Source organism: Curtobacterium sp. BNK-1, assembly GCF_048685235.1.
Taxonomy (GTDB): domain Bacteria; phylum Pseudomonadota; class Gammaproteobacteria; order Enterobacterales; family Enterobacteriaceae; genus Pantoea; species Pantoea agglomerans.
The window spans coordinates 2422582-2442531 of sequence record NZ_JBLQTJ010000001.1; the positions used below are offsets into that span (position 1 = coordinate 2422582).

Consider the following 19950-nt stretch of genomic DNA (forward strand, 5'->3'; position numbering starts at 1 on the left):
TCTCTATGCCACTGCTGTTTGAAAGCTTAAGCCATCAAATTTACCTGTCAGCCCCGCTGTTTATCCTGATCCTGCTGGGGTACTGCCTGACGCGCCTGGGGAAATGGCCCGCCAGCATCAGTGAAGGGATGAACCGCTTTGTGTTTAACGTTGCTCTGCCCTGCATGCTGTTTCGGGTAATGAGCACCTTCTCGCAAAGTCCGCCGGTGGATGCGCGCCTGTTGCTGGCCTTTTTCGGCAGTTGCCTGCTGGTGTTTATCGTGGGGCGACTGCTGGCAACAAGGCTGTTTAATCTGGATGGCGTAGCGGCGTCGGTTTTTGCGCTGGGCGGCATCTTTTCCAACAACGTCATGCTGGGGATCCCAGTGGCCACGGTACTGCTGGGGCCAGAAGCCCTGCCCCCGGCGGCGCTGGTGCTGGTGTTTAACAGCCTGATCCTCTGGACCTTACTGACCGTTTCGGTCGAGTGGGCAAAACAGGGCAGCTTCTCGCTGGAAGGACTCTGGCGCACCCTGCTCGGCGTGCTGAAGAATCCGCTGATCATCGGTATTCTCAGCGGTACAGCCTGGAGCTTTCTGCAACGTCCCTTGCCGCTGCTGGCCGCTGAACCGCTAAAGATGCTGGCCTCACTGGCCGCACCTCTGTCGCTGGTGACGCTGGGCATGAGCCTGGCACACTATCGGGTGCGGGATGGCTTAAAAGAGAGCTATACCATCTGCCTGCTGAAGCTGGTGCTGCAACCGATGACGGTATGGGCTATCGCGTGGCTGACCGATCTGCCGCCGCTGGAGAGTAAAGTGGTGGTGCTGCTGGGATCGATGGCAGTCGGGGTTAACGTCTATCTGATGTCGCAGAAGTTCAATGTCATTACCGGCCCGGCGGCGGCGAGCATGCTCTTTTCTACCGTGTTTGCGGCGGTGACGACGCCAATCTGGATGATGCTGATGACGCTGGCGGGCTATTAACAAAAAAGCCCCTCAGCAGGCGTGCTGAAGGGCTATTGTCTGGCTAACTAAATGTTACTCAGCCGATTTGGTACGAATCAGATAGTCAAAAGCGCTCAGTGAGGCTTTAGCACCTTCGCCGCTGGCGATGATGATCTGCTTGTACGGTACGGTGGTGCAGTCGCCCGCGGCGAACACGCCTTTCAGGCTGGTTTCACATTTACCATCGATGATGATCTCACCCATTTTGTTGCGCTCAACCGCACCTTCCAGCCATGGGGTATTCGGCAGCAGACCGATCTGAACGAAGATACCGGAGAGCGGCAGCTCATGAGTGGTCTGCGTCGTACGGTCGATATAGTGCAGGCCGGTGACTTTGGTGCCGTCGCCTTTCACTTCGGTGGTCTGCGCGTTCAGGATCACATCCACGTTCTTCAGGCTGCGCAGCTTATCCTGCAGCACCTGATCGGCGCGCATCTCACCGGCAAACTCCAGCAGCGTAACGTGTTCAACGATACCGGCCAGGTCAATGGCCGCTTCCACGCCGGAGTTACCGCCGCCGATCACCGCCGTGCGTTTGCCTTTAAACAGCGGGCCATCGCAGTGTGGGCAGTAAGTTACGCCTTTGGTGCGATACTCTTCTTCACCCGGCACGCCCATGTTACGCCAGCGTGCGCCGGTCGCCAGGATGATGCTGCGTGATTTCAATACTGCGCCGGAGGCGGTTTCGATGGCGTGCATTCCGCCCTCTTTCGCTGCCGGGATCAGTTTGATGGCGCTCTGGCTTTCAATGACGTCCACGTTGTAATCATCCACGTGTGCGCGCAGTGAACCGGCCAGTTTTGCCCCTTCGGTTTTCGGTACGGAGATATAGTTTTCGATATCGACCGTGTCCAGCACCTGGCCGCCAAAACGCTCACCCAGCAGGCCGGTACGGATACCTTTACGTGCTGAGTAGATGGCTGCCGCTGCGCCCGCCGGGCCGCTGCCGATAATCAGGACTTCATACGCGTCACGCTTGTTCAGCTCTTCCGCTGCACGTTTGTCGGCATTGGTATCCACTTTGCTGACGATTTCCGCCAGGCTCATGCGACCCTGACCAAACTCTTTACCATTGAGGTAAACCGCTGGCACGCCCATCACGTTACGTTCCTGAATCTCGTTCTGGAACAGGCCACCGTCGATAGCGGTGTGGCTGATGCGCGGGTTAATCACCGCCATCAGGTTCAGCGCCTGTACGACGTCAGGGCAGTTATGGCATGAGAGTGAATAGTAGGTTTCGAAATGGAAGTCGCTGTCCAGCGCGGCAATCTGATCCAGCAGGCTTTGTGCTTCTTTCGACGGATGCCCACCGGTCTGTAACAGTGCCAGCACCAGTGAGGTAAATTCGTGACCCAGAGGTGAACCGGCAAAACGTGGGCCACTGTTCGAACCTGGGTTGGTGATCAGAAATGAGGGCTTACGCACCTGACGATCGTTCTCTTCGCGGAAGCTGACTTTGTCAGACAAACCGGCGATATCAACCAACAGTTCACGGATCTCGGTTGATTTTGCACCTTCGTCCAGCGTGGCAATCAACTCAACAGGTTTGGTTAATTTCTCAAGGTAAGCCTTGAGCTGGGTTTTCAGATTTGTGTCGAGCATAGTGATATCCTGGTCAAAAAATCGGGTGCCGCAGCACCCGATTGGAGAATGGTCGAAAGGCCGAAGCGGAATTAGATTTTGCCAACCAGGTCCAGAGACGGAGCCAGTGTTGCATCACCTTCTTTCCATTTAGCCGGGCACACTTCACCTGGGTGAGAAGCCACGTACTGAGCCGCTTTCACTTTGCGCAGCAGGTCAGAGGCGTCACGGCCAATGCCTTCAGCAGTGATTTCGATTGCCTGGATAACGCCTTCCGGGTCAACGATAAAGGTACCGCGGTCAGCCAGACCTTCGTCTTCACGCATGATTTCGAAGTTACGGGTCAGCGCGCCAGTCGGGTCACCGATCATCGTGTACTGGATTTTCGCGATGGTGTCAGAAGAACCGTGCCAGGCTTTGTGGGTAAAGTGGGTATCGGTAGAAACGGAGTAGATATCTACGCCCAGTTTCTGGAACTCTTCGTAGTGATCAGCCACGTCGCCCAGCTCGGTCGGGCAGACGAAGGTGAAGTCAGCTGGATAGAAGAAGAACACACTCCATTTACCTTCAACGTCTTTCTCGGTTACGTCGATGAATTCGCCGTTTTTGAATGCTGCGTTTTTGAACGGCTTGATTTTGGTATTGATAATAGACATCTGGTGGCCTCCGTTAAAATATGTGATGCAGGTTACATAATTTCCGGGCCAACATCTAATATGCAGTCGTTATCAATTTGATTAACGAAAGCTATCAAACGCTAAGAGCCTGATGCTCTCTGGCCCGGCAGGCAGTGTACAGCGATTTACGTGACATTTAACCCGCTTTATCTTTTCCGCCCCTCTCCGCAAATCGCTGCTAGTTTTGTAAGACCGGATTAAAAGGGAGCTGACTTGTGGAGATTCGTCCGTTTACTGAAGCCGATCGTCCTTTTCTGCGTACGCTGTTTCTGGCGGCGCGTCGGCATAACTGGCGCTGGCTGGACGGCAGCGAGTGGCAGCTGGAAGATTTTGATGGGGTAATCCTGGGTGAAACCGTGCTGGTCGCGGAAGTTGACGGACAGCGGGTCGGATTTGCCGGCCTGCTGGAGAACGATAACTTCCTGCACAGCCTCTATGTCGATCCTGACTGGCAGGGTCGCGGTGTGGGCAGCGCTTTGCTTAAGGCGGCAGAGGCGCGCTTTACCTCAACCGGCGCGCTGAAGTGCCTGCAGAAGAATAAAGCGGCGCAGGCCTTTTACCTGAAACATGGCTGGAAGATGATTTCACAAGGCGAAGGCGAACATGGTGGTTACGTGTTAATGCACTACCCGCTGGCTTCGCAATATGCCAGCGGGTCGGGTCGTGCTTAGAGCGCGCGGAAGGCGATGTCGCCGGGGATGACTTCGCCCTGCCAGTAAAGCTGGGCAGCAACGCGTCCGGCCAGCTGGCGATAAAGCGCGGTAAACTCGCTATCGGGCCGGCGAATCACTGTCGGCTGACCTTCATCGAGATCTTCGCGCAGGTCAATGTGCAGCGGCAGCTGGGCCAGCAGCTGCGTCTGGTAATCCTCTACCAGTTTCTGTGCGCCGCCGGTGCCGAAAATCGGCTCATGGAAGCCACACTGACTGCAGACATGCAGGCTCATGTTTTCCACCACACCAAGTACCGGCACATTAACCTTTTCAAACATCACCAGCCCTTTGCGGGCATCAATCAGGGCGATATCCTGCGGCGTAGTCACCACCAGCGCGCCGGTGACCGGTACGTTCTGCGCCAGTGTCAGCTGAATGTCGCCGGTACCGGGTGGCATATCCAGCACCAGATAATCCAGCTCAGGCCACAGCGTCTCGTTCAGCAGCTGCATCAGCGCTTTGCTGGCCATCGGCCCGCGCCACACCATGGCATTGTCGTCCGTGACCAGATAACCAATAGAGTTGGTTGCCAGCCCGTGCGCCATGATCGGCGCCATGTGGGTGCCATCCGGCGAGGTAGGCCGTTGATCCTGGGTGCCAAGCATGTTCGGCACTGACGGGCCATAAATGTCGGCGTCAAGAATGCCGACCCGCGCCCCCTCTGCTGCCAGCGCCAGCGCCATGTTCACGGCGGTGCTGGATTTACCCACGCCGCCTTTGCCAGAGCTGACCGCAATAATATTTTTCACGCCGTTGACGCCCGGCTGGTTTTTCACCCGTTTCAGGGTGGCAATATCATGGCTGAGTCGCCAGTCGATGGCACCCGCGCCGGTCTGACGCAGCAGTTCGGCGCTGACCTGCTCTTTCAGGACGTCGAACCCGCTGGCCCAGGCAAACGGCATCAGCAGCTCCACATGCAGCGTACCGTCAAGCTGTGCCACGTGATGTAACGCCTTCAGGGCGGTGAGATTCTGCTTAAGGGTCGGATGCTCAAAGCTTCTCAATACGCCAGCTACGATGGCGCGCAGGCCTTCTGGCGTCTGCGGTTCCCGGGATTGTGCTGTCATCCCCTACTCCTTATTTCTGCTGTGCTTACGCTGTGTTTCAGCGATGTATTGTCAATGATATCAGATGCCCGTGGATCTGCGGTGACCGTAGGGGGTGAATCCCTTGTGTTTACGCAGGAGAAGCCTTCAGTTACCATCTAAGCCCGTTTTTTCAATCAACAGAAAGCTACGCAAACTATGACTCAAGTCGCTAAAAAAATTCTGGTAACGTGCGCACTGCCTTACGCGAACGGATCAATCCATCTCGGCCATATGCTCGAGCATATCCAGGCCGACATTTGGGTGCGTTATCAGCGAATGCGTGGCAATCAGGTTTATTTCATCTGCGCCGATGATGCGCACGGTACGCCTATCATGCTGAAAGCTCAGCAGTTAGGGATTGCACCGGAGCAGATGATTGCAGAAATGAAAAGCGAGCATGAAGCCGACTTTGCCGGTTTCAACGTCAGCTATGACAACTATCACTCGACCCACGGCGACGAAAACCGTGAGCTTTCTGCGCTGATTTATGGCCGTCTGAAAGAGAACGGTTTTATTAAAAACCGCACCATCTCCCAGCTTTACGATCCGGAAAAAGGGATGTTCCTGCCGGACCGTTTTGTAAAAGGCACCTGCCCGAAATGTAAATCTGCCGATCAGTATGGCGATAACTGCGAAGTGTGTGGCGCGACCTACAGCCCGACCGAGCTGATCGAGCCAAAATCGGTGGTCTCTGGCGCGACGCCGGTTCTGCGCGACTCTGAACACTTCTTCTTTGATCTGCCCTCGTTCAGCGCCATGCTGCAGGCCTGGACCCGCTCGGGTGCGCTGCAGGATCAGGTGGCGAACAAAATGCAGGAGTGGTTCGAATCGGGCCTGCAGCAGTGGGATATCTCCCGCGACGCGCCCTACTTCGGCTTTGAAATTCCGGATGCGCCAGGCAAATATTTTTATGTCTGGCTGGATGCGCCTATCGGCTACATGGGCTCGTTCAGGAACCTGTGCGACAAGCGCGGCGACATCGACTTCGATGAATTCTGGCGTAAAGACTCTACTACCGAGCTCTATCACTTCATCGGTAAAGATATCGTCTACTTCCACAGCCTGTTCTGGCCAGCGATGCTGGAAGGCAGCAACTTCCGCAAGCCGAACAACCTGTTTGTGCACGGCTATGTCACCGTCAACGGTGCCAAGATGTCGAAGTCGCGCGGCACCTTTATTAAAGCCAGCACCTGGCTGCAGCATCTTGATGCGGACAGCCTGCGTTACTACTACGCGGCGAAACTCTCTTCACGTATCGACGATATCGACCTGAATCTGGAAGATTTCGTCCAGCGCGTAAACGCCGACATCGTCAACAAAGTGGTTAACCTGGCGTCACGTAACGCGGGCTTTATCACTAAACGCTTTGACGGCAAACTGGCGGCTGAGCTGGCCGATCCGGCGCTCTATCAGACCTTTGTGGACGCGTCAGAGAAGATTGGTGAAGCCTGGGCCGGTCGTGAATACAGCCGGGCTATTCGTGAGATCATGGCGCTGGCCGACCTGGCGAACCGCTATGTCGATGAGCAGGCTCCGTGGGTGGTAGCGAAACAGGAAGGCCGTGATGCCGATCTGCAGGCGATCTGCTCAATGGGCATCAACCTGTTCCGCATTCTGATGACCTGGCTGAAGCCGGTGCTGCCGTCACTGAGCGCCCGTGCAGAAGGCTTCCTGAACTGCGAACTGAGCTGGGATGCTATCGCGCAACCGCTGCTGGACCACCAGGTTGCGCCATTCAAAGCGCTTTACAGCCGCATTGAGATGGCAAAGGTTGAAGGACTGATTGAGGCCTCGAAAGAGGATGCCGCGGCCGCCAGTGCACCGGCCGCAAGCGGCCCGCTGGCAGATTCGCCGGTAGGTGACACCATCACCATCGACGATTTCGCCAAAGTTGATATGCGCGTGGCGCTGATTGAGCAGGCGGAACTGGTTGAGGGTTCGGACAAGCTGCTGCGCCTGCAGCTCGACATTGGCGGTGAAAAGCGTCAGATCTTCTCGGGTATCCGCGCCGCCTATCCCGATCCCTCTGTGCTGGTCGGTAAAATGACCATTATCGTGGCCAACCTCGCGCCGCGTAAAATGCGCTTTGGTATTTCTGAAGGCATGGTGCTGTCAGCGGGTCCTGGCGGCAAAGATCTGTTTGTGCTGTCCGTCGACAGCGGTGCTGTACCGGGAATGCCCGTTAAGTAACACTCTGCATTCTGCGGCTTTAACCGCTTAGCGCAGTGTCGTTCTCAAACCCTTCGTGCCTCATCACGGGCGCGAAGGGTTATCACTCCTCGCTCTGAATGTGCACCGCTTCCATTCCACTCCCGCCCCTGAAAATCTGTATCTGCTACGGCCACACCGCTGCATAAATGTGATCGCTAGCACGCTAAGCGGTTAATGCGTATGATGAAGCTCAGTGAAAACAGGAGCCTGCCATGCTCACCGTGCTGTCTGTCTGCGGGCGCTATCTTCGCGCCTTTATCATCATTTATCTCTGCTTATACGCCGGAATCGGCATCGCCTCGCTGCTGCCCATCAAACTGCCTGGCAGCATCCTTGGGATGTTAATTCTGTTTGCCCTGCTCGCCTCGCAGATCCTGCCGGTCAGCTGGGTTAAACCGGGCTGCCATCTGCTGATTCGCTATATGGCGCTGCTGTTTGTGCCGATCAGCGTCGGGGTGATGAGCTACACCGATATTCTGACCGCGCAGTTTGGCCCTATCGTGATCTCCTGCGTCGTCAGCACTTTCCTGGTTCTCTCTATTGTCGGCGTAAGCGCCCACCAGCTTCATAGTCGCCGTCCGGCCGGGGAGTCAGGCGATGAGTGAAATATGGTGGTCACTGCCACTGACGCTGGCGGCATTTTTTCTGGCACGCAAACTGGCGATACGGCTGAAAATCTCGCTGCTCAATCCGCTGCTGGTGGCGATGGCGATTATTATCCCGATTCTGCTGCTGTTGCAGCTGCCCTATTCGCGCTATTTCGCGGGCAGTCAGATTCTTAATCAGCTGCTGCAACCGGCTGTTGTCGCGCTGGCACTGCCGCTGTATGAGCAGATGCATCAGATCCGTGCCCGCTGGAAATCGATTATTGGCGTCTGCTTTATCGGCAGTGTGACCGCCATGACCTCTGGCACCGCTATTGCTCTGTGGATGGGTGCCACGCCTGAAATCGCCGCTACCATCATTCCTAAATCCGTTACCACGCCCATTGCGATGGCCGTCTCCGGTTCACTGCACGGCATTCCCGCCATCAGCGCCATCTGCGTGCTGATTGCCGGAGTACTGGGTGCGGTGTTCGGACATACCGTACTGAATCTGCTTGGCGTGAAATCTAAGGCAGCGCGCGGGCTGGCGATAGGTAACGCGTCGCACGCCCTCGGCACAGCACGCGCCGCTGAACTCGACTATCAGGAAGGGGCATTCAGCTCACTGGCGCTGGTGATCTGCGGCATCATCACCTCACTCCTGGCGCCGTTTATTTTTCCGCTGCTGCTGCACTGGTTTGGCTGAAAGTTTGCGAGAGATCTCGCAAAGTTGAAACATGCAACACAGGTTACATTGTCAGAGCGATGTGGATCACATATAAACCGGTGACTGGCACATCGCCCTGCTGAATCTAATGAGGCTCACATGCAATCCCGTTTCCTCTCTGCCTTTGAGGCATTGCCGTCAACGCTGCAAACCGCACTCGCTCCGCTGCTGGACGATCCTGGCTTTCAGGCGGTGCTGAGCGCCGACCAGGTCGCCTCACTGCAGCAACAGACACAGATGGATGCCGATACTCTGGCGCTGGCGCTGCTGCCCCTGGCGGCGGCCTGTGCCGTTGCTACCGTGTCGCATTTTAACGTCGGGGCTATCGCCCGTGGCGTCAGCGGCAACTGGTACTTCGGGGCCAACATGGAATTTACCGGTACGCCGATGCAGCAGACGGTTCACGCCGAGCAGAGCGCCATTACCCATGCGTGGCTGCGTGGCGAAAGTCAGCTTGAGACGATCACCGTTAACTACACACCGTGCGGTCACTGCCGTCAGTTTATGAACGAGCTGAACAGCGGCACGAACATTCGCATCAGCCTGCCACAACGCGCGATCAGCACCCTGGCCGATTATCTGCCGGATGCCTTTGGACCGCGCGATCTGGACATCACGACCTTTCTGATGGACAGCGTGGATCACGGCTATGTAGCCGAAGGCGATGAACTGGTGCAGGCCGCGGTTGCCGCTGCCAATGCCAGCCACGCGCCTTACAGCCAGTCACACGCCGGTGTTGCGCTGCTGACCGCAACCGGCTCGATTGTCACCGGGCGCTATGCGGAAAATGCCGCCTTTAACCCGAGTTTCCCGCCCCTTCAGGCGGCGCTGGTCCTGCTGAACATGCAGGGTGGCGATGTTCGTCAGATAAAAAAAGCGGTATTAGCCGAAGTGGAAAATGCCACGCTAAGCCAGTTCGCCGCCACACAGGCGACACTAGAGACCTTTGGTTGCGGTGAGCTGCTGCAGGTGACGCTGAACAAAGCATAACCCGCTGTCAGAGAGGCCACAGTTTTGTGAGCTTTTATGAACAAACGCTGTACTTCTGCGGGAAATTTCATAGGATCTGGCGCCAGAATTCACGTCATTACAAATTACTCTGAATAATTCAGGTTGCAGGATGGCAGCACGGTCGTGAATGTTTCTGCAGCGGTTACCCTGCCGCTGCCAGGCCTGCAGTCTGAGCTATAACGGGTAAGAAAACTGGCGCTACCTTTCCGGCGTGACGCCAGACAACACTGCAACCGGAGCATTACCGCATGGAACTCGACTACGAAAGTAAACGCCCGCTGTATATCCCTTATGCTGGCCCGATTTTGCTGGAATTTCCCCTGCTGAACAAAGGCAGCGCCTTTAGTATCGAAGAACGTAACGAATTCAACCTCAACGGTCTGCTGCCAGAAGCAGTGGAATCGATTGAAGAGCAGGCGCAGCGTGCCTGGCGTCAGTTCCAGGACTTCAAAAACAATAACGATAAGCATGTCTACCTGCGTAACATTCAGGACACCAACGAAACGCTGTTCTACCGCCTGCTGGATAACCATCTCGAAGAGATGATGCCCATCATCTACACCCCGACCGTCGGCGCAGCCTGCGAACACTTCTCTGAAATCTACCGTCGTGCGCGTGGCGTGTTCATCTCCTACCCTAACCGCGACCATATCGAAGATATGCTGCAAAACGCCACTAAGCAGAATGTGAAGGTGATCGTGGTGACTGATGGCGAGCGTATTCTGGGCCTCGGCGATCAGGGCATCGGTGGTATGGGTATCCCGATTGGTAAGCTTTCACTCTATACCGCCTGTGGCGGCATCAGTCCGGCTTACACCCTGCCGGTGGTGCTGGATGTTGGTACCAACAACCAGCAGTTGCTGAACGATCCGCTCTATATGGGCTGGCGTCATCCGCGCATCACCGGTGAAGAGTATGATGCGTTCGTGAACGATTTTATTCAGGCCGTTAAACGCCGCTGGCCGAAAGTGCTGTTGCAGTTTGAAGATTTCGCCCAGAAGAATGCCATGCCGCTGCTGAACCGCTATCGCGATGAAGTCTGCTGCTTTAATGATGATATTCAGGGCACTGCCGCCGTAACCGTGGGTACGCTGATTGCCGCCAGCCGCGCCGCCGGCAGCCGCCTGTGCGAGCAGAAAGTGGTGTTCCTGGGCGCCGGTTCCGCAGGTTGTGGTATCGCTGAACAGATCATCGCACAGATGAAATCCGAAGGTCTGAGTGACGAGGAAGCGCGTGGCCGGGTAATGATGGTGGATCGCTTTGGTCTGCTCACTGACAAGCTGCCTAACCTGCTCGATTTCCAGAGTAAGCTGGTGCAGAAGAGTGAAAACCTGCAGCAGTGGGATGTTACCAATGATTCCATCTCGCTGCTGGACGTGGTGCGCAATGCCAGGCCCGATATTCTGATTGGTGTCTCTGGCCAGCCGGGCCTGTTCACCGAAGAGATCATCCGCGAGATGCACAAGCACTGTAAGCGCCCTATTGTGATGCCACTGTCGAACCCGACATCACGCGTGGAAGCGACGCCAGCCGATATCATCGCCTGGACTGACGGTGCCGCGCTGGTCGCAACCGGCAGTCCGTTCTCGCCAGTGAGCTGGAACGGTAAAACCTATCCGATTGCGCAGTGCAACAACTCCTACATCTTCCCGGGCATTGGTCTGGGTGTGATTGCTTCGGGTGCCAGCCGCGTTACTGATACCATGCTGATGACCGCCAGCCGCGCGCTCGCTGACTGCTCTCCGCTGGTGAATGAAGGTGAAGGCCCGGTGCTGCCTGAGATTAAAGATATCCAGGGTGTATCGAAAATCATTGCGATGGAAGTCGGTAAAGCTGCTCAGCTGGCGGGTGTCGCCGTGGTGACCTCTGAAGATGTGTTGTCACAGGCTATCGCCAACAACTTCTGGCTGCCGCAGTACCGTCATTATCGTCGTACCTCGATTTAATCTTCAGACTGCCGGATTGCATCCGATCCGGCAGTGTTCAAAAAAAGCACAGCCAGCCGGCAGTAACTTGCTTCACAGTGACAGCTCAAGTAGCCTTGTCCCATCTCACTATTCTGACATCGAGTCTCCAGGCGCATGCTGAAACGCGTTTTCATTGGTCTGCTTTTCATCATCTTACTGATGATGGCAACGGCGCTCGGCCTTGATCGCTGGATCAGCTGGAAAACTGCGCCCTTTATCTACGAAAATGTCGCCTCTTTGCCACATCGTCAGGTCGGTGTGGTACTGGGTACGGCGAAATATTATCGCACCGGCGTCATCAATCAGTATTACCTCTATCGTATGCAGGGCGCGCTGAATGCCTATAACAGCGGCAAGGTCAATTATCTGCTGTTAAGCGGTGATAACGCGCTGCAAAGCTATAACGAGCCGATGACGATGCGCCGCGATCTCATCAAAGCCGGTGTCGATCCGGCTGATATCGTGCTGGACTATGCCGGTTTCCGCACGCTGGATTCGATTGTGCGCACCCGCAAAGTGTTTGATACCAACGACTTCATTATTATCACGCAGCGTTTCCATTGTGAGCGTGCCCTGTTTATCGCCTTACAACTGGGTATTCAGGCGCAGTGTTATGCGGTGCCCTCACCGAAGAACATGCTTAGCGTACGCTTCCGTGAGGTAGGTGCCCGGCTGGGCGCGCTGGTGGATCTCTTCCTGCTAAAGCGCGAACCCCGCTTCCTGGGCCCACTGGTGCCGATCCCCGCCGTACGCGATGTCCCTGAAGATGCGCAGAGTTACCCGGCAGTGACGCCGGAGCAGCTGCTGGAGCTGGAACAGAAGCTGCGGAAATAGCTCACGCGCTGCGGCTTCTTTATGCTGGTTACTGCTGTGCCGAAGTCTGGCAGTAACGTGCAGGGTTCAGGGAGCTGACGGTAATATGCTGGCTCAGGGAGCATACGCCTTCTGCAAAGACGCAGGACCTCTATACCTGGCGGGCTCAGCGTGGGCGATTACGCACCTCATCCCTGAGGTGCGTAATCGCGTGGGCCGAGCATGTCATGGATGACGGCTTTTGCGACTTTCCGATCTGACCGTGTTCCCTACGCATACTCGATCTCACAGCAACGACCCCAGCACTCTCCGCTATAAAAAGCGTTCTGCGGAGGAATGACACGGGCAGATCATTTACTGGCCTTAGCGTCTTTCCGATCTGACCGTGTTCCCTTCGCATACTCGATCTCACAGCAACACCCACCACTTCCACATAATAAAAAAGCGACCCGAAGGTCGCTTTGTGAGCACTGAAGAAGACTTACTTCTTACGTGAATATTTCAGGGAATCCAGCGCCACGGCGAAGATGATGATGCCGCCTTTAATGATGTACTGCCAGTAAGGGTTGACGCCGATATAGGTCAGACCATAGTTGATGACGGTGAAGATCAACACACCGGTCACTACGCCCGCCACGCTACCCACACCACCGGCGAAGGAGACACCGCCGACCACACAGGCCGCAATCGCATCCAGCTCATACATAAAGCCGAGGTTGTTGGTGGCCGAACCGATACGACCCGCTTCCAGCATCCCGCCGAAGGCGTAGAACACACCTGACAGGGCATAAATCATGATCAGGTTCAGGTTGACGTTAACGCCTGAGACTTTCGCCGCTTCCGGGTTACCGCCGATAGCAAAAATGTTCTTGCCGAAGCGGGTTTTGTTCCACAGCACCCACACGAAAATAATGGCAATCACGGCGTAGAAGGTGATGAACGAAAGCTTGAAATCACCAAAGCGTAAGAAGCCCTGGGTAAATTTCGAGAACCCTGTATCAAAACCGGCAATCGGTGATGCGCCAACAAAGTCGTAATAAAGTGAGTTGATACCGTAAACGATGATCATGGTGCCCAGCGTGGTGATAAATGGCGTTACCTTGAGGTAAGCAATAATCACACCGTTGACCAGACCAATCACGCCGCCGATGATGCACACGGTCAGAATAACCAGTGGAATCGGCACCGTATCCAGCGTCGGGAAGACCTTGTTCGCGTTATCCATCGCCTGCAGCAGCGTCGCGGCGACAACCGCCGCCAGACCGACCTGACGTCCGGCTGACAGGTCAGTACCCTGCGTCACAATCAAACCCGCCACACCCAGTGCAATAATAATGCGCACCGAAGATTGGGTCAGAATATTACTCAGGTTCATTAAACTTAAAAATGAGGGGTCCTGGAAAATAATAATAGCCAGCAATACCAGCAGCACGACATAAATGCCGCCCTCTTTTAACCAGGTTAGCGCATTCTTTTTTGTAGTCGCTTTCATGTTAACAGCCCTTGCTTCATTAAAGGTGTAATGACGCTAAACGCAATATTTCGTTCTGCGTGGTCGTTTTGGTATCAACTATGCCTGCTACCAGACCATTACTCATTACCAGAATACGATCGGTAATGCCTAACAGCTCCGGCATTTCGGATGAGATAATAATGATGCCCTTTTCTCTTTTCGCCAGCTCAGCAATTAACTGGTAAATTTCGAATTTTGCACCAACATCAATACCGCGAGTGGGTTCATCAAGCATCAGGATTTCAGGCTGGGTCAATAACCAGCGGCCAATAATCACTTTTTGCTGGTTACCGCCCGAAAGCGAACCAATCTGAGTATGGTGGCCTGGCGTTTTTACACGCATAGAATCGATCACCCATTGGGTATCACTCTTCATGCGTTTATTATCCAGCAGTCCCATACTGTTTTTATATTTTTTAATATTGGAAATAAGCGAGTTAAAACCAATGTCGAGGAAAGCATAAATACCGGTTGAGCGACGCTCTTCAGTCACCAGCGCAAAACCGTGGTTAATGGCTTCATTGGCGCTGTGATTATTAATCGGTTTGCCATGCAGTTTAATGGTGCCGCCCGATTTTTCGCGAATGCCAAAAAGCGTTTCGACGATATCGGTACGTTTGGCGCCCACCAGCCCGGCAATGCCGAGTATCTCCCCTTTACGCAAATCAAATGAGATGTCGCGAATCGATGGCTGACGCAGTGACGTCAGATGACGCACCTCAAGAATCGTCTCGCCTGGCACGTTGGTACGGTCAGGGAAACGCTGGTTCAGTGAACGGCCAACCATCATGGAGATGATCTTATCCATATCCAGCCCTTCCAGCGGCTGAGAGGTGATCCACTGACCATCACGCAGGATAGTGATCTCATCACACAGCTGGAAAATCTCTTCCATTTTGTGCGAAATATAAACAATGCCACAGCCGCGATCTTTCAGCTTACGAATAATCGTGAACAGGTGATTAACCTCTTTCTCGGTTAACGAGGAGGTCGGCTCATCCATAATCACAATTTTCGCGTCGTAGGAGAACGCTTTGGCAATTTCAATCATCTGCATCTGCGATACAGAAAGATTGGCAACTTTGTCGCGCGGATCGATATCGATATCCAGCTCGTCAAAAATCGCTTTAGTATCCCGGTACATTTTATCCTGATCGACAAAGAAGCCTTTGCGCGGATAACGCCCAAGCCACATATTGTCCATCACGGTACGCTGCAGGACCAGGTTTAATTCCTGATGCACCATCGACACGCCATTTTCCAGCGCCTCTTTGGAACTTTTATAGTCGATCTCTTTACCCTGAAACAGGATACTGCCGGTATCTTTTTTATAAATACCAAACAGGCATTTTAATAAGGTGGATTTCCCGGCACCGTTCTCGCCCATTAATGCATGAACAGAGTGAGGCCGCACTTTTAAATTCACATTATCTAACGCTTTAACGCCGGGAAATGATTTTGAGACATCCGTCATTTCCAGCAGATATTCTCGCTGCGCGGTCGTATTATCACTGGCCATATTTTACCTGGCTAAAAAACGGTGGTGACATAAAAAAGGCGCGACAGCGGTCGCGCCCGTAATCGATCTTATTTCACGAACTGAGACAGATTTTCTTTATCAACCGGCACGTAAGGAACGCGGACGATCTTATCAACCATCTTGAAGTTTGTTCCGTCGGTGGCAGCTTTGCCGTTAGCCAGATTGTTGGCAATATCCAGCGTTGCTTTCGCCTGGTTTTCCGCATCGTTCAGCACGGTACCGGCCAGCGCACCGGATTTCACCAGCGCCAGCGCTTCTGGCAGTGCATCGACGCCGAAGACCGGGATTGAGGTCATGTTGTGCGCTTTCAGCGCTTCAACCGCACCCATCGCCATCGCATCGTTGTTGGCAATCACCACTTCGATTTTTTTGGCATTCGGGCCTGACAGCCACGCATCCATCTTATCTTTGGCCTGCGCGGTATCCCACATTGCAGTATCCATCGCTAACTGCTGGGTTTTCAGACCATCTTTGTTCAGGGTATCGATCACATATTTGGTACGGGCTTCTGCATCAGGATGGCCCGGCTCGCCTTTCAGCAGCACGAACTGAATCTGACCATCTTTGTTCAGATCCCACGCGGGTGTGGCTTTCCAGTGTTTCTCAATCAGCTGACCCTGAATGATGCCTGACTCTTTAGAGTCGGTACCGACATAGTAAGCTTTGTCATAACCGGCCAGCACTTTGGCGTTAGGTTCTTTGTTGAAGAAGACCACCGGCACGTCGTTGGCACGCGCTTTGTCTACTACCACCGCAGCCGCAGCCGGGTCAACCAGGTTAATCGCCAGCGCTTTCACGCCTTTTGCCATCAGCACGTCAATCTGATCGTTCTGTTTGGACTGGTCGTTCTGTGAATCATTCATCAGCAACTGCACGCCACCGATCGCTTTCGCTTCTTTCTCGATGTCTTTGCGCACCATTGACATGAAGTTGTCATCATATTTGTAAATGGTCACGCCGATACGGGTGTCAGCTGCGTGAGCGGTTGCACCAAACATCATGCTGGCAACCAGTGCTGTAAGCGTGAAAACCTTCTTATTCATGGTATCTCCGGTTTTATTATGCAGGGTCTTTTTAGCGCTACCGCGCCATACAGGCGGGAGAGCAATCGGTAAAACAGATCGGCGCGTCGGTTAACGTAATGAGGATGTTAAGCCATTGAACACCGTCTAAAACCTGACTTCCCTGTGACAGAATGCTTCCATGAAGAGGGTATAAACCCTTTAACCGGCTACTGAGACCACAACTGATGCCGTTACACTGGCGTTACATAATGTTTCAGTCCGGTAAGACGCTGCCATCATAGTGAGAGCAATGTTAATTAACTGTGAATGTAATCACAGATTGAAAACGGTTACATGGCTGAATCGCCTGAATTAGTGACGGACTCCACATTTTGCCGCTGCGCCACCGAATGACGCCGCACCAGCGTTGGCATAAAGATGTGCGTTGCCGTGTCATCCAGCAGTCCGGCTGCGCCCTGCAGCGCCAGTTCAGTGGCGATTTTTGCCATAGATACAATGGGATAGCGCACAGTGGTTAACTGCGGATCGGTGTAACGGGAAATGGGGATGTCATCAAAGCCAATGACAGAAAAATGCTGTGGCACCTGGATGCCGTTGTCTTTCAGCGCAGTGAGTGCACCAGCCGCCATGCCGTCGTTATAGGCAAACACCGCACTGAGGTTGAGATTGCGTCCCAGCAGCTCCACCATCGCCGCTTCGCCGCCCTGCATATCGGGCTCTGCGCTGGCTATCCAGCTCTCCTGGGGCCGGATGCCCTGCTCTGCCATCGCCTGAATCCACCCTTCACGGCGCTGCGCCACATCTTCGATGGGATGGCTTGAACAAAGGTAGCCAATCCGGCTATGCCCCTGCTGTAGCAGGGTTCGTGAAGCCATCAATGCACCCGTGACGTTATCCAGACTGACACTGCGGTGTTCAAATCCGGGCACGATGCGGTTAATCACCACCATGCCCGGAACGTGGCGCATAAAATCCGCCAGCTCAGCGTCAGGCAGCGTTTTCGCGTGCACCACCAGGGCGCTGCAACGCTGACGAATCAGCACTTCAATGGCATGACGCTCTTTCTCTTCCTGATGCCAGGAGTTGCTGATTAACACATGTTTGTGCACGCGCTGCGCCACGGTATCCACCGCTTTAACCAGTGCACCGAAGAAGGGATCCGAAACATCCATCACCACCACGCCAATGGTGTCACTGACCTGCGTCGCCAGCGCCTGCGCATTGGCGTTGGGGCGATAGCCCAGCGCTTCCACCGCCTGTAACACGGCGTCGCGGGTGTCAGAGGTGACGGCGCTGCTCTGATTGAGGACGCGCGACACGGTCGCCACCGACACGCCAGCCTGACGGGCAACATCACGAATTGTTATCATGCAGCAGTTCCACAGAGGAAAAATAAGGCATCACGCCGGGTTGAACACCGGCGCTATTTTGTCAGGGGCAGGAGGCGTACAGCGTGAATTGCGTCACATCAATGAAAACGGTTACATACAATTCTGTAACCTTTGTGATGGCGGTCATTATCTGGCGTTGTCAGTGATGCGCGATTTACCGGCTGAGATCAGCGTGAGCCGCCGCCACAGCCACTCCAGCGGACCCTGTGCGAAGAAATGTAACCAGATGAGTGAAAACAGGATATTGATAAGCCAGACCGCAGGCACCATCAGCACCAGCTCCAGCCGGGTAAAGTGCATATAGAAGCCGAAGCGATAGAATAGCGTGGTGCAGATCAGCGACTGCAGCAGATAGTTGGTCAGCGCCATGCGGCCCACGCACTGAATGGCATAGCTGATGCGCCAGCGCGCTATCTGCGGCCAGTAAGCCAGACAGAGCGCGGCATAGCCCAGGCTAATCAGCGGGCTGGCGAGATCGCGCGGGGTTTGCAGATAAAAAGCGGTCCAGCGGAATTCCCAATGTAACAGCCATTGCGCTGCCACACCGGCCACCGCAATCAACAACCCCATCGTCAGCAGCAGCGCCGCCGCCTGACGGTAATGTTGCGCTGAAAACTCGCCAATCAGCCAGCCACTGCGCAGCAGTGCGCCACCGATCATCATCAGGCCCGCCAGCTGCCAGCCATACTGCGCCGCCAGCGCCATCAGTCCTGACGAGAGATGATCCAGCCGGTTCTGTATCGCTTCCCAGCCGCCGGTCAGTTTCCAGTACTGTTCATATTGCAGATCGGCAGCACCTGGCAGCCAGGATCGGGTCGGTTCAGGATCGGAGATTGACCCAAATACCAGCAGAACGCCACAGCCCACCAGATAGAGCAGAATGCCGGTATTCATCAGGCTGCGGGTGGAAGGGACATCGCGCACTACCCGCCAGACCACCAGTCCGATAATGCCGTAGTCCAGCAGGATATCGCCCTCCCAGAGAAAGATGCCGTGCAGAAAACCGATCAGCACCAGCAGTGAGAGCCGGGCAGTCAACCAGCGACTGCCGCGTGGCAGCTGCATTTGCAGACCTGCGCCAAACAGCAGCGCAAACAGGGTGAGGAATTTGAGCTGGGCAAAGGCGTCAGAGATCGCCCATGTCCAGACATCGGACAGGCTGACGCTGCCCTGCCATGCCGGATTAAGGTAGGCGGCAGAAGGCAGGCCGAAGCCGACAATATTGAGCAGCAGAATGCCGAGAATGGCACATCCACGAATGAAATCCAGCGCGTGATAGCGTTGCATGCGGCACCTGCACCATTGAGGCGGGCAACGTTATGCGCCCGCCGTAGACTCAACTATGGCGCACCGCGCGCAAAAATTCCTGGCGGGTATTCTGGCTGGACTTGAACAGGCCGCCCAGAGAGGTCGTCGTGGTGGCGCTGGTGGCATCTTTTACGCCACGCGCTTTCACACAGTAATGCACCGCATCAATAGAAACAGCCACATTGTTGGTGCCCAGCAGCGTCTGCAGTGCGACCAGAACCTGCTGCGTCAGACGCTCCTGCACCTGCGGGCGCTGGGCGAAGAACTGCACGATACGGTTGATTTTCGACAGGCCAATCACCTTTTCTTTGGGAATGTAGGCGACGGTCGCTTTGCCATCGATGATCACAAAGTGGTGTTCACAGGTGCTGGTCAGCGTGATATCACGCACGGTCACCATCTCATCAACCTTCATTTTATTCTCAATGACGGTGATTTTCGGGAAGTTGGCGTAGTTGAGACCGGAAAAGACTTCATCCACATACATTTTGGCGATGCGATGCGGCGTTTCCATCAGGCTGTCATCTTCAAGATCCAGATTCAGCAGCTGCATAATCTCGGTCATGTGCCCGGCAATCAGACTTTTACGTGTGTTGTCATCTATATCGCGCGTCGGTGCACGTAACGGCGTTTCCAGTCCACGCGCCAGCAGCGCTTCGTGAACCAGGGCAGCTTCCTGACTTAGGGTGCTCATCTTACTCTTCTCCGGCTGGTGTTGCGCCCGCCAGCTTTTGCCAGCGGGCCCTGTAATCAGGCGCGTATTGTGAAACTTTCTTTGCGGGGAATCCAGCAATCAATCAGATTGGTGATGAAAG

The 19950-nt window shown here is 54.8% G+C and carries 17 protein-coding genes; 8 read left to right on the plus strand and 9 right to left on the minus strand.

Going from position 1 to position 19950, the window contains the following annotated elements; all coding sequences use genetic code 11:
- Window positions 1-5: 5 nt before the first annotated feature.
- Window positions 6-965 (plus strand): AEC family transporter, encoded by a 960-nt coding sequence (locus tag ACMGGP_RS11515; protein WP_498798458.1) that lies wholly within the window; start codon window positions 6-8, stop codon window positions 963-965.
- 54 nt (window positions 966-1019) lie between these two features.
- Here the strand turns inward: ACMGGP_RS11515 and ahpF are convergent, their stop codons facing one another.
- Entirely contained in the window at window positions 1020-2588 is a 1569-nt protein-coding gene (ahpF, locus tag ACMGGP_RS11520) for an alkyl hydroperoxide reductase subunit F (protein ID WP_010248223.1), read from the minus strand.
- Between the two features lie 71 nt (window positions 2589-2659).
- Window positions 2660-3223 (minus strand): alkyl hydroperoxide reductase subunit C, encoded by a 564-nt coding sequence (gene ahpC, locus ACMGGP_RS11525; RefSeq protein WP_010248225.1) that lies wholly within the window; start codon window positions 3221-3223, stop codon window positions 2660-2662.
- Between the two features lie 236 nt (window positions 3224-3459).
- Here ahpC and ACMGGP_RS11530 point away from each other — a divergent pair, with 236 nt between their 5' ends.
- Complete coding sequence (locus ACMGGP_RS11530) at window positions 3460-3915, plus strand: GNAT family N-acetyltransferase (protein ID WP_033788246.1); 456 nt, start codon at window positions 3460-3462, stop codon at window positions 3913-3915.
- Here the strand turns inward: ACMGGP_RS11530 and apbC are convergent.
- Window positions 3912-5024 (minus strand): iron-sulfur cluster carrier protein ApbC, encoded by a 1113-nt coding sequence (apbC, locus tag ACMGGP_RS11535; RefSeq protein ID WP_010248231.1) that lies wholly within the window; start codon window positions 5022-5024, stop codon window positions 3912-3914. The two genes, ACMGGP_RS11530 and apbC, sit on opposite strands and share 4 nt — an antisense overlap.
- Before the next feature lie 177 nt (window positions 5025-5201).
- On the opposite strand from apbC, the gene metG reads away from it, so the two are divergent.
- The 6 genes from metG (at window position 5202) to sanA (ending at window position 12379) form a co-directional block, all read left to right on the plus strand.
- Window positions 5202-7235: a methionine--tRNA ligase gene (gene metG / locus ACMGGP_RS11540; protein WP_498798459.1), complete on the plus strand. Its 2034-nt coding sequence runs from the start codon at window positions 5202-5204 to the stop codon at window positions 7233-7235.
- A 233-nt stretch (window positions 7236-7468) separates the two neighbouring features.
- Entirely contained in the window at window positions 7469-7861 is a 393-nt protein-coding gene (locus ACMGGP_RS11545; RefSeq protein WP_010248237.1) for a CidA/LrgA family protein, read from the plus strand.
- Window positions 7854-8546 carry a CidB/LrgB family autolysis modulator gene (locus ACMGGP_RS11550; RefSeq protein WP_022625036.1) on the plus strand — a complete coding sequence of 231 codons (693 nt, stop codon included), beginning with the start codon at window positions 7854-7856 and terminating at the stop codon, window positions 8544-8546. The genes ACMGGP_RS11545 and ACMGGP_RS11550 overlap by 8 nt, the downstream gene beginning before the upstream one ends.
- 120 nt (window positions 8547-8666) lie before the next feature.
- Complete coding sequence (gene cdd / locus ACMGGP_RS11555; protein WP_498798460.1) at window positions 8667-9557, plus strand: cytidine deaminase; 891 nt, start codon at window positions 8667-8669, stop codon at window positions 9555-9557.
- 269 nt (window positions 9558-9826) lie between these two features.
- A complete protein-coding gene (locus ACMGGP_RS11560) occupies window positions 9827-11524 on the plus strand; it encodes an NAD-dependent malic enzyme (protein WP_031592077.1) in 1698 nt (565 codons plus the stop codon).
- Between the two features lie 135 nt (window positions 11525-11659).
- Window positions 11660-12379 carry an outer membrane permeability protein SanA gene (gene sanA / locus ACMGGP_RS11565; protein WP_010248246.1) on the plus strand — a complete coding sequence of 240 codons (720 nt, stop codon included), beginning with the start codon at window positions 11660-11662 and terminating at the stop codon, window positions 12377-12379.
- A gap of 460 nt (window positions 12380-12839) precedes the next feature.
- Here sanA and mglC read toward each other — a convergent pair whose 3' ends face one another.
- The 6 genes from mglC to folE form a co-directional block, all read right to left on the minus strand.
- Window positions 12840-13850: a galactose/methyl galactoside ABC transporter permease MglC gene (gene mglC / locus ACMGGP_RS11570; RefSeq protein WP_010248248.1), complete on the minus strand. Its 1011-nt coding sequence runs from the start codon at window positions 13848-13850 to the stop codon at window positions 12840-12842.
- Window positions 13851-13869: 19 nt separating this feature from the next.
- The gene (gene mglA / locus ACMGGP_RS11575; protein ID WP_010248250.1) at window positions 13870-15390 is read right to left on the minus strand and encodes a galactose/methyl galactoside ABC transporter ATP-binding protein MglA; all 1521 of its coding nucleotides are present in this window, start codon (window positions 15388-15390) and stop codon (window positions 13870-13872) included.
- A 68-nt stretch (window positions 15391-15458) separates the two neighbouring features.
- Window positions 15459-16454 carry a galactose/glucose ABC transporter substrate-binding protein MglB gene (gene mglB, locus ACMGGP_RS11580; protein ID WP_010248252.1) on the minus strand — a complete coding sequence of 332 codons (996 nt, stop codon included), beginning with the start codon at window positions 16452-16454 and terminating at the stop codon, window positions 15459-15461.
- A 311-nt stretch (window positions 16455-16765) separates the two neighbouring features.
- Complete coding sequence (gene galS, locus ACMGGP_RS11585; RefSeq protein ID WP_022625039.1) at window positions 16766-17806, minus strand: HTH-type transcriptional regulator GalS; 1041 nt, start codon at window positions 17804-17806, stop codon at window positions 16766-16768.
- 147 nt (window positions 17807-17953) lie between these two features.
- The gene (yeiB, locus tag ACMGGP_RS11590) at window positions 17954-19114 is read right to left on the minus strand and encodes a DUF418 domain-containing protein YeiB (protein ID WP_187495752.1); all 1161 of its coding nucleotides are present in this window, start codon (window positions 19112-19114) and stop codon (window positions 17954-17956) included.
- A 49-nt stretch (window positions 19115-19163) separates the two neighbouring features.
- Window positions 19164-19829 carry a GTP cyclohydrolase I FolE gene (folE, locus tag ACMGGP_RS11595; RefSeq protein ID WP_498798461.1) on the minus strand — a complete coding sequence of 222 codons (666 nt, stop codon included), beginning with the start codon at window positions 19827-19829 and terminating at the stop codon, window positions 19164-19166.
- Window positions 19830-19950: the final 121 nt, after the last annotated feature.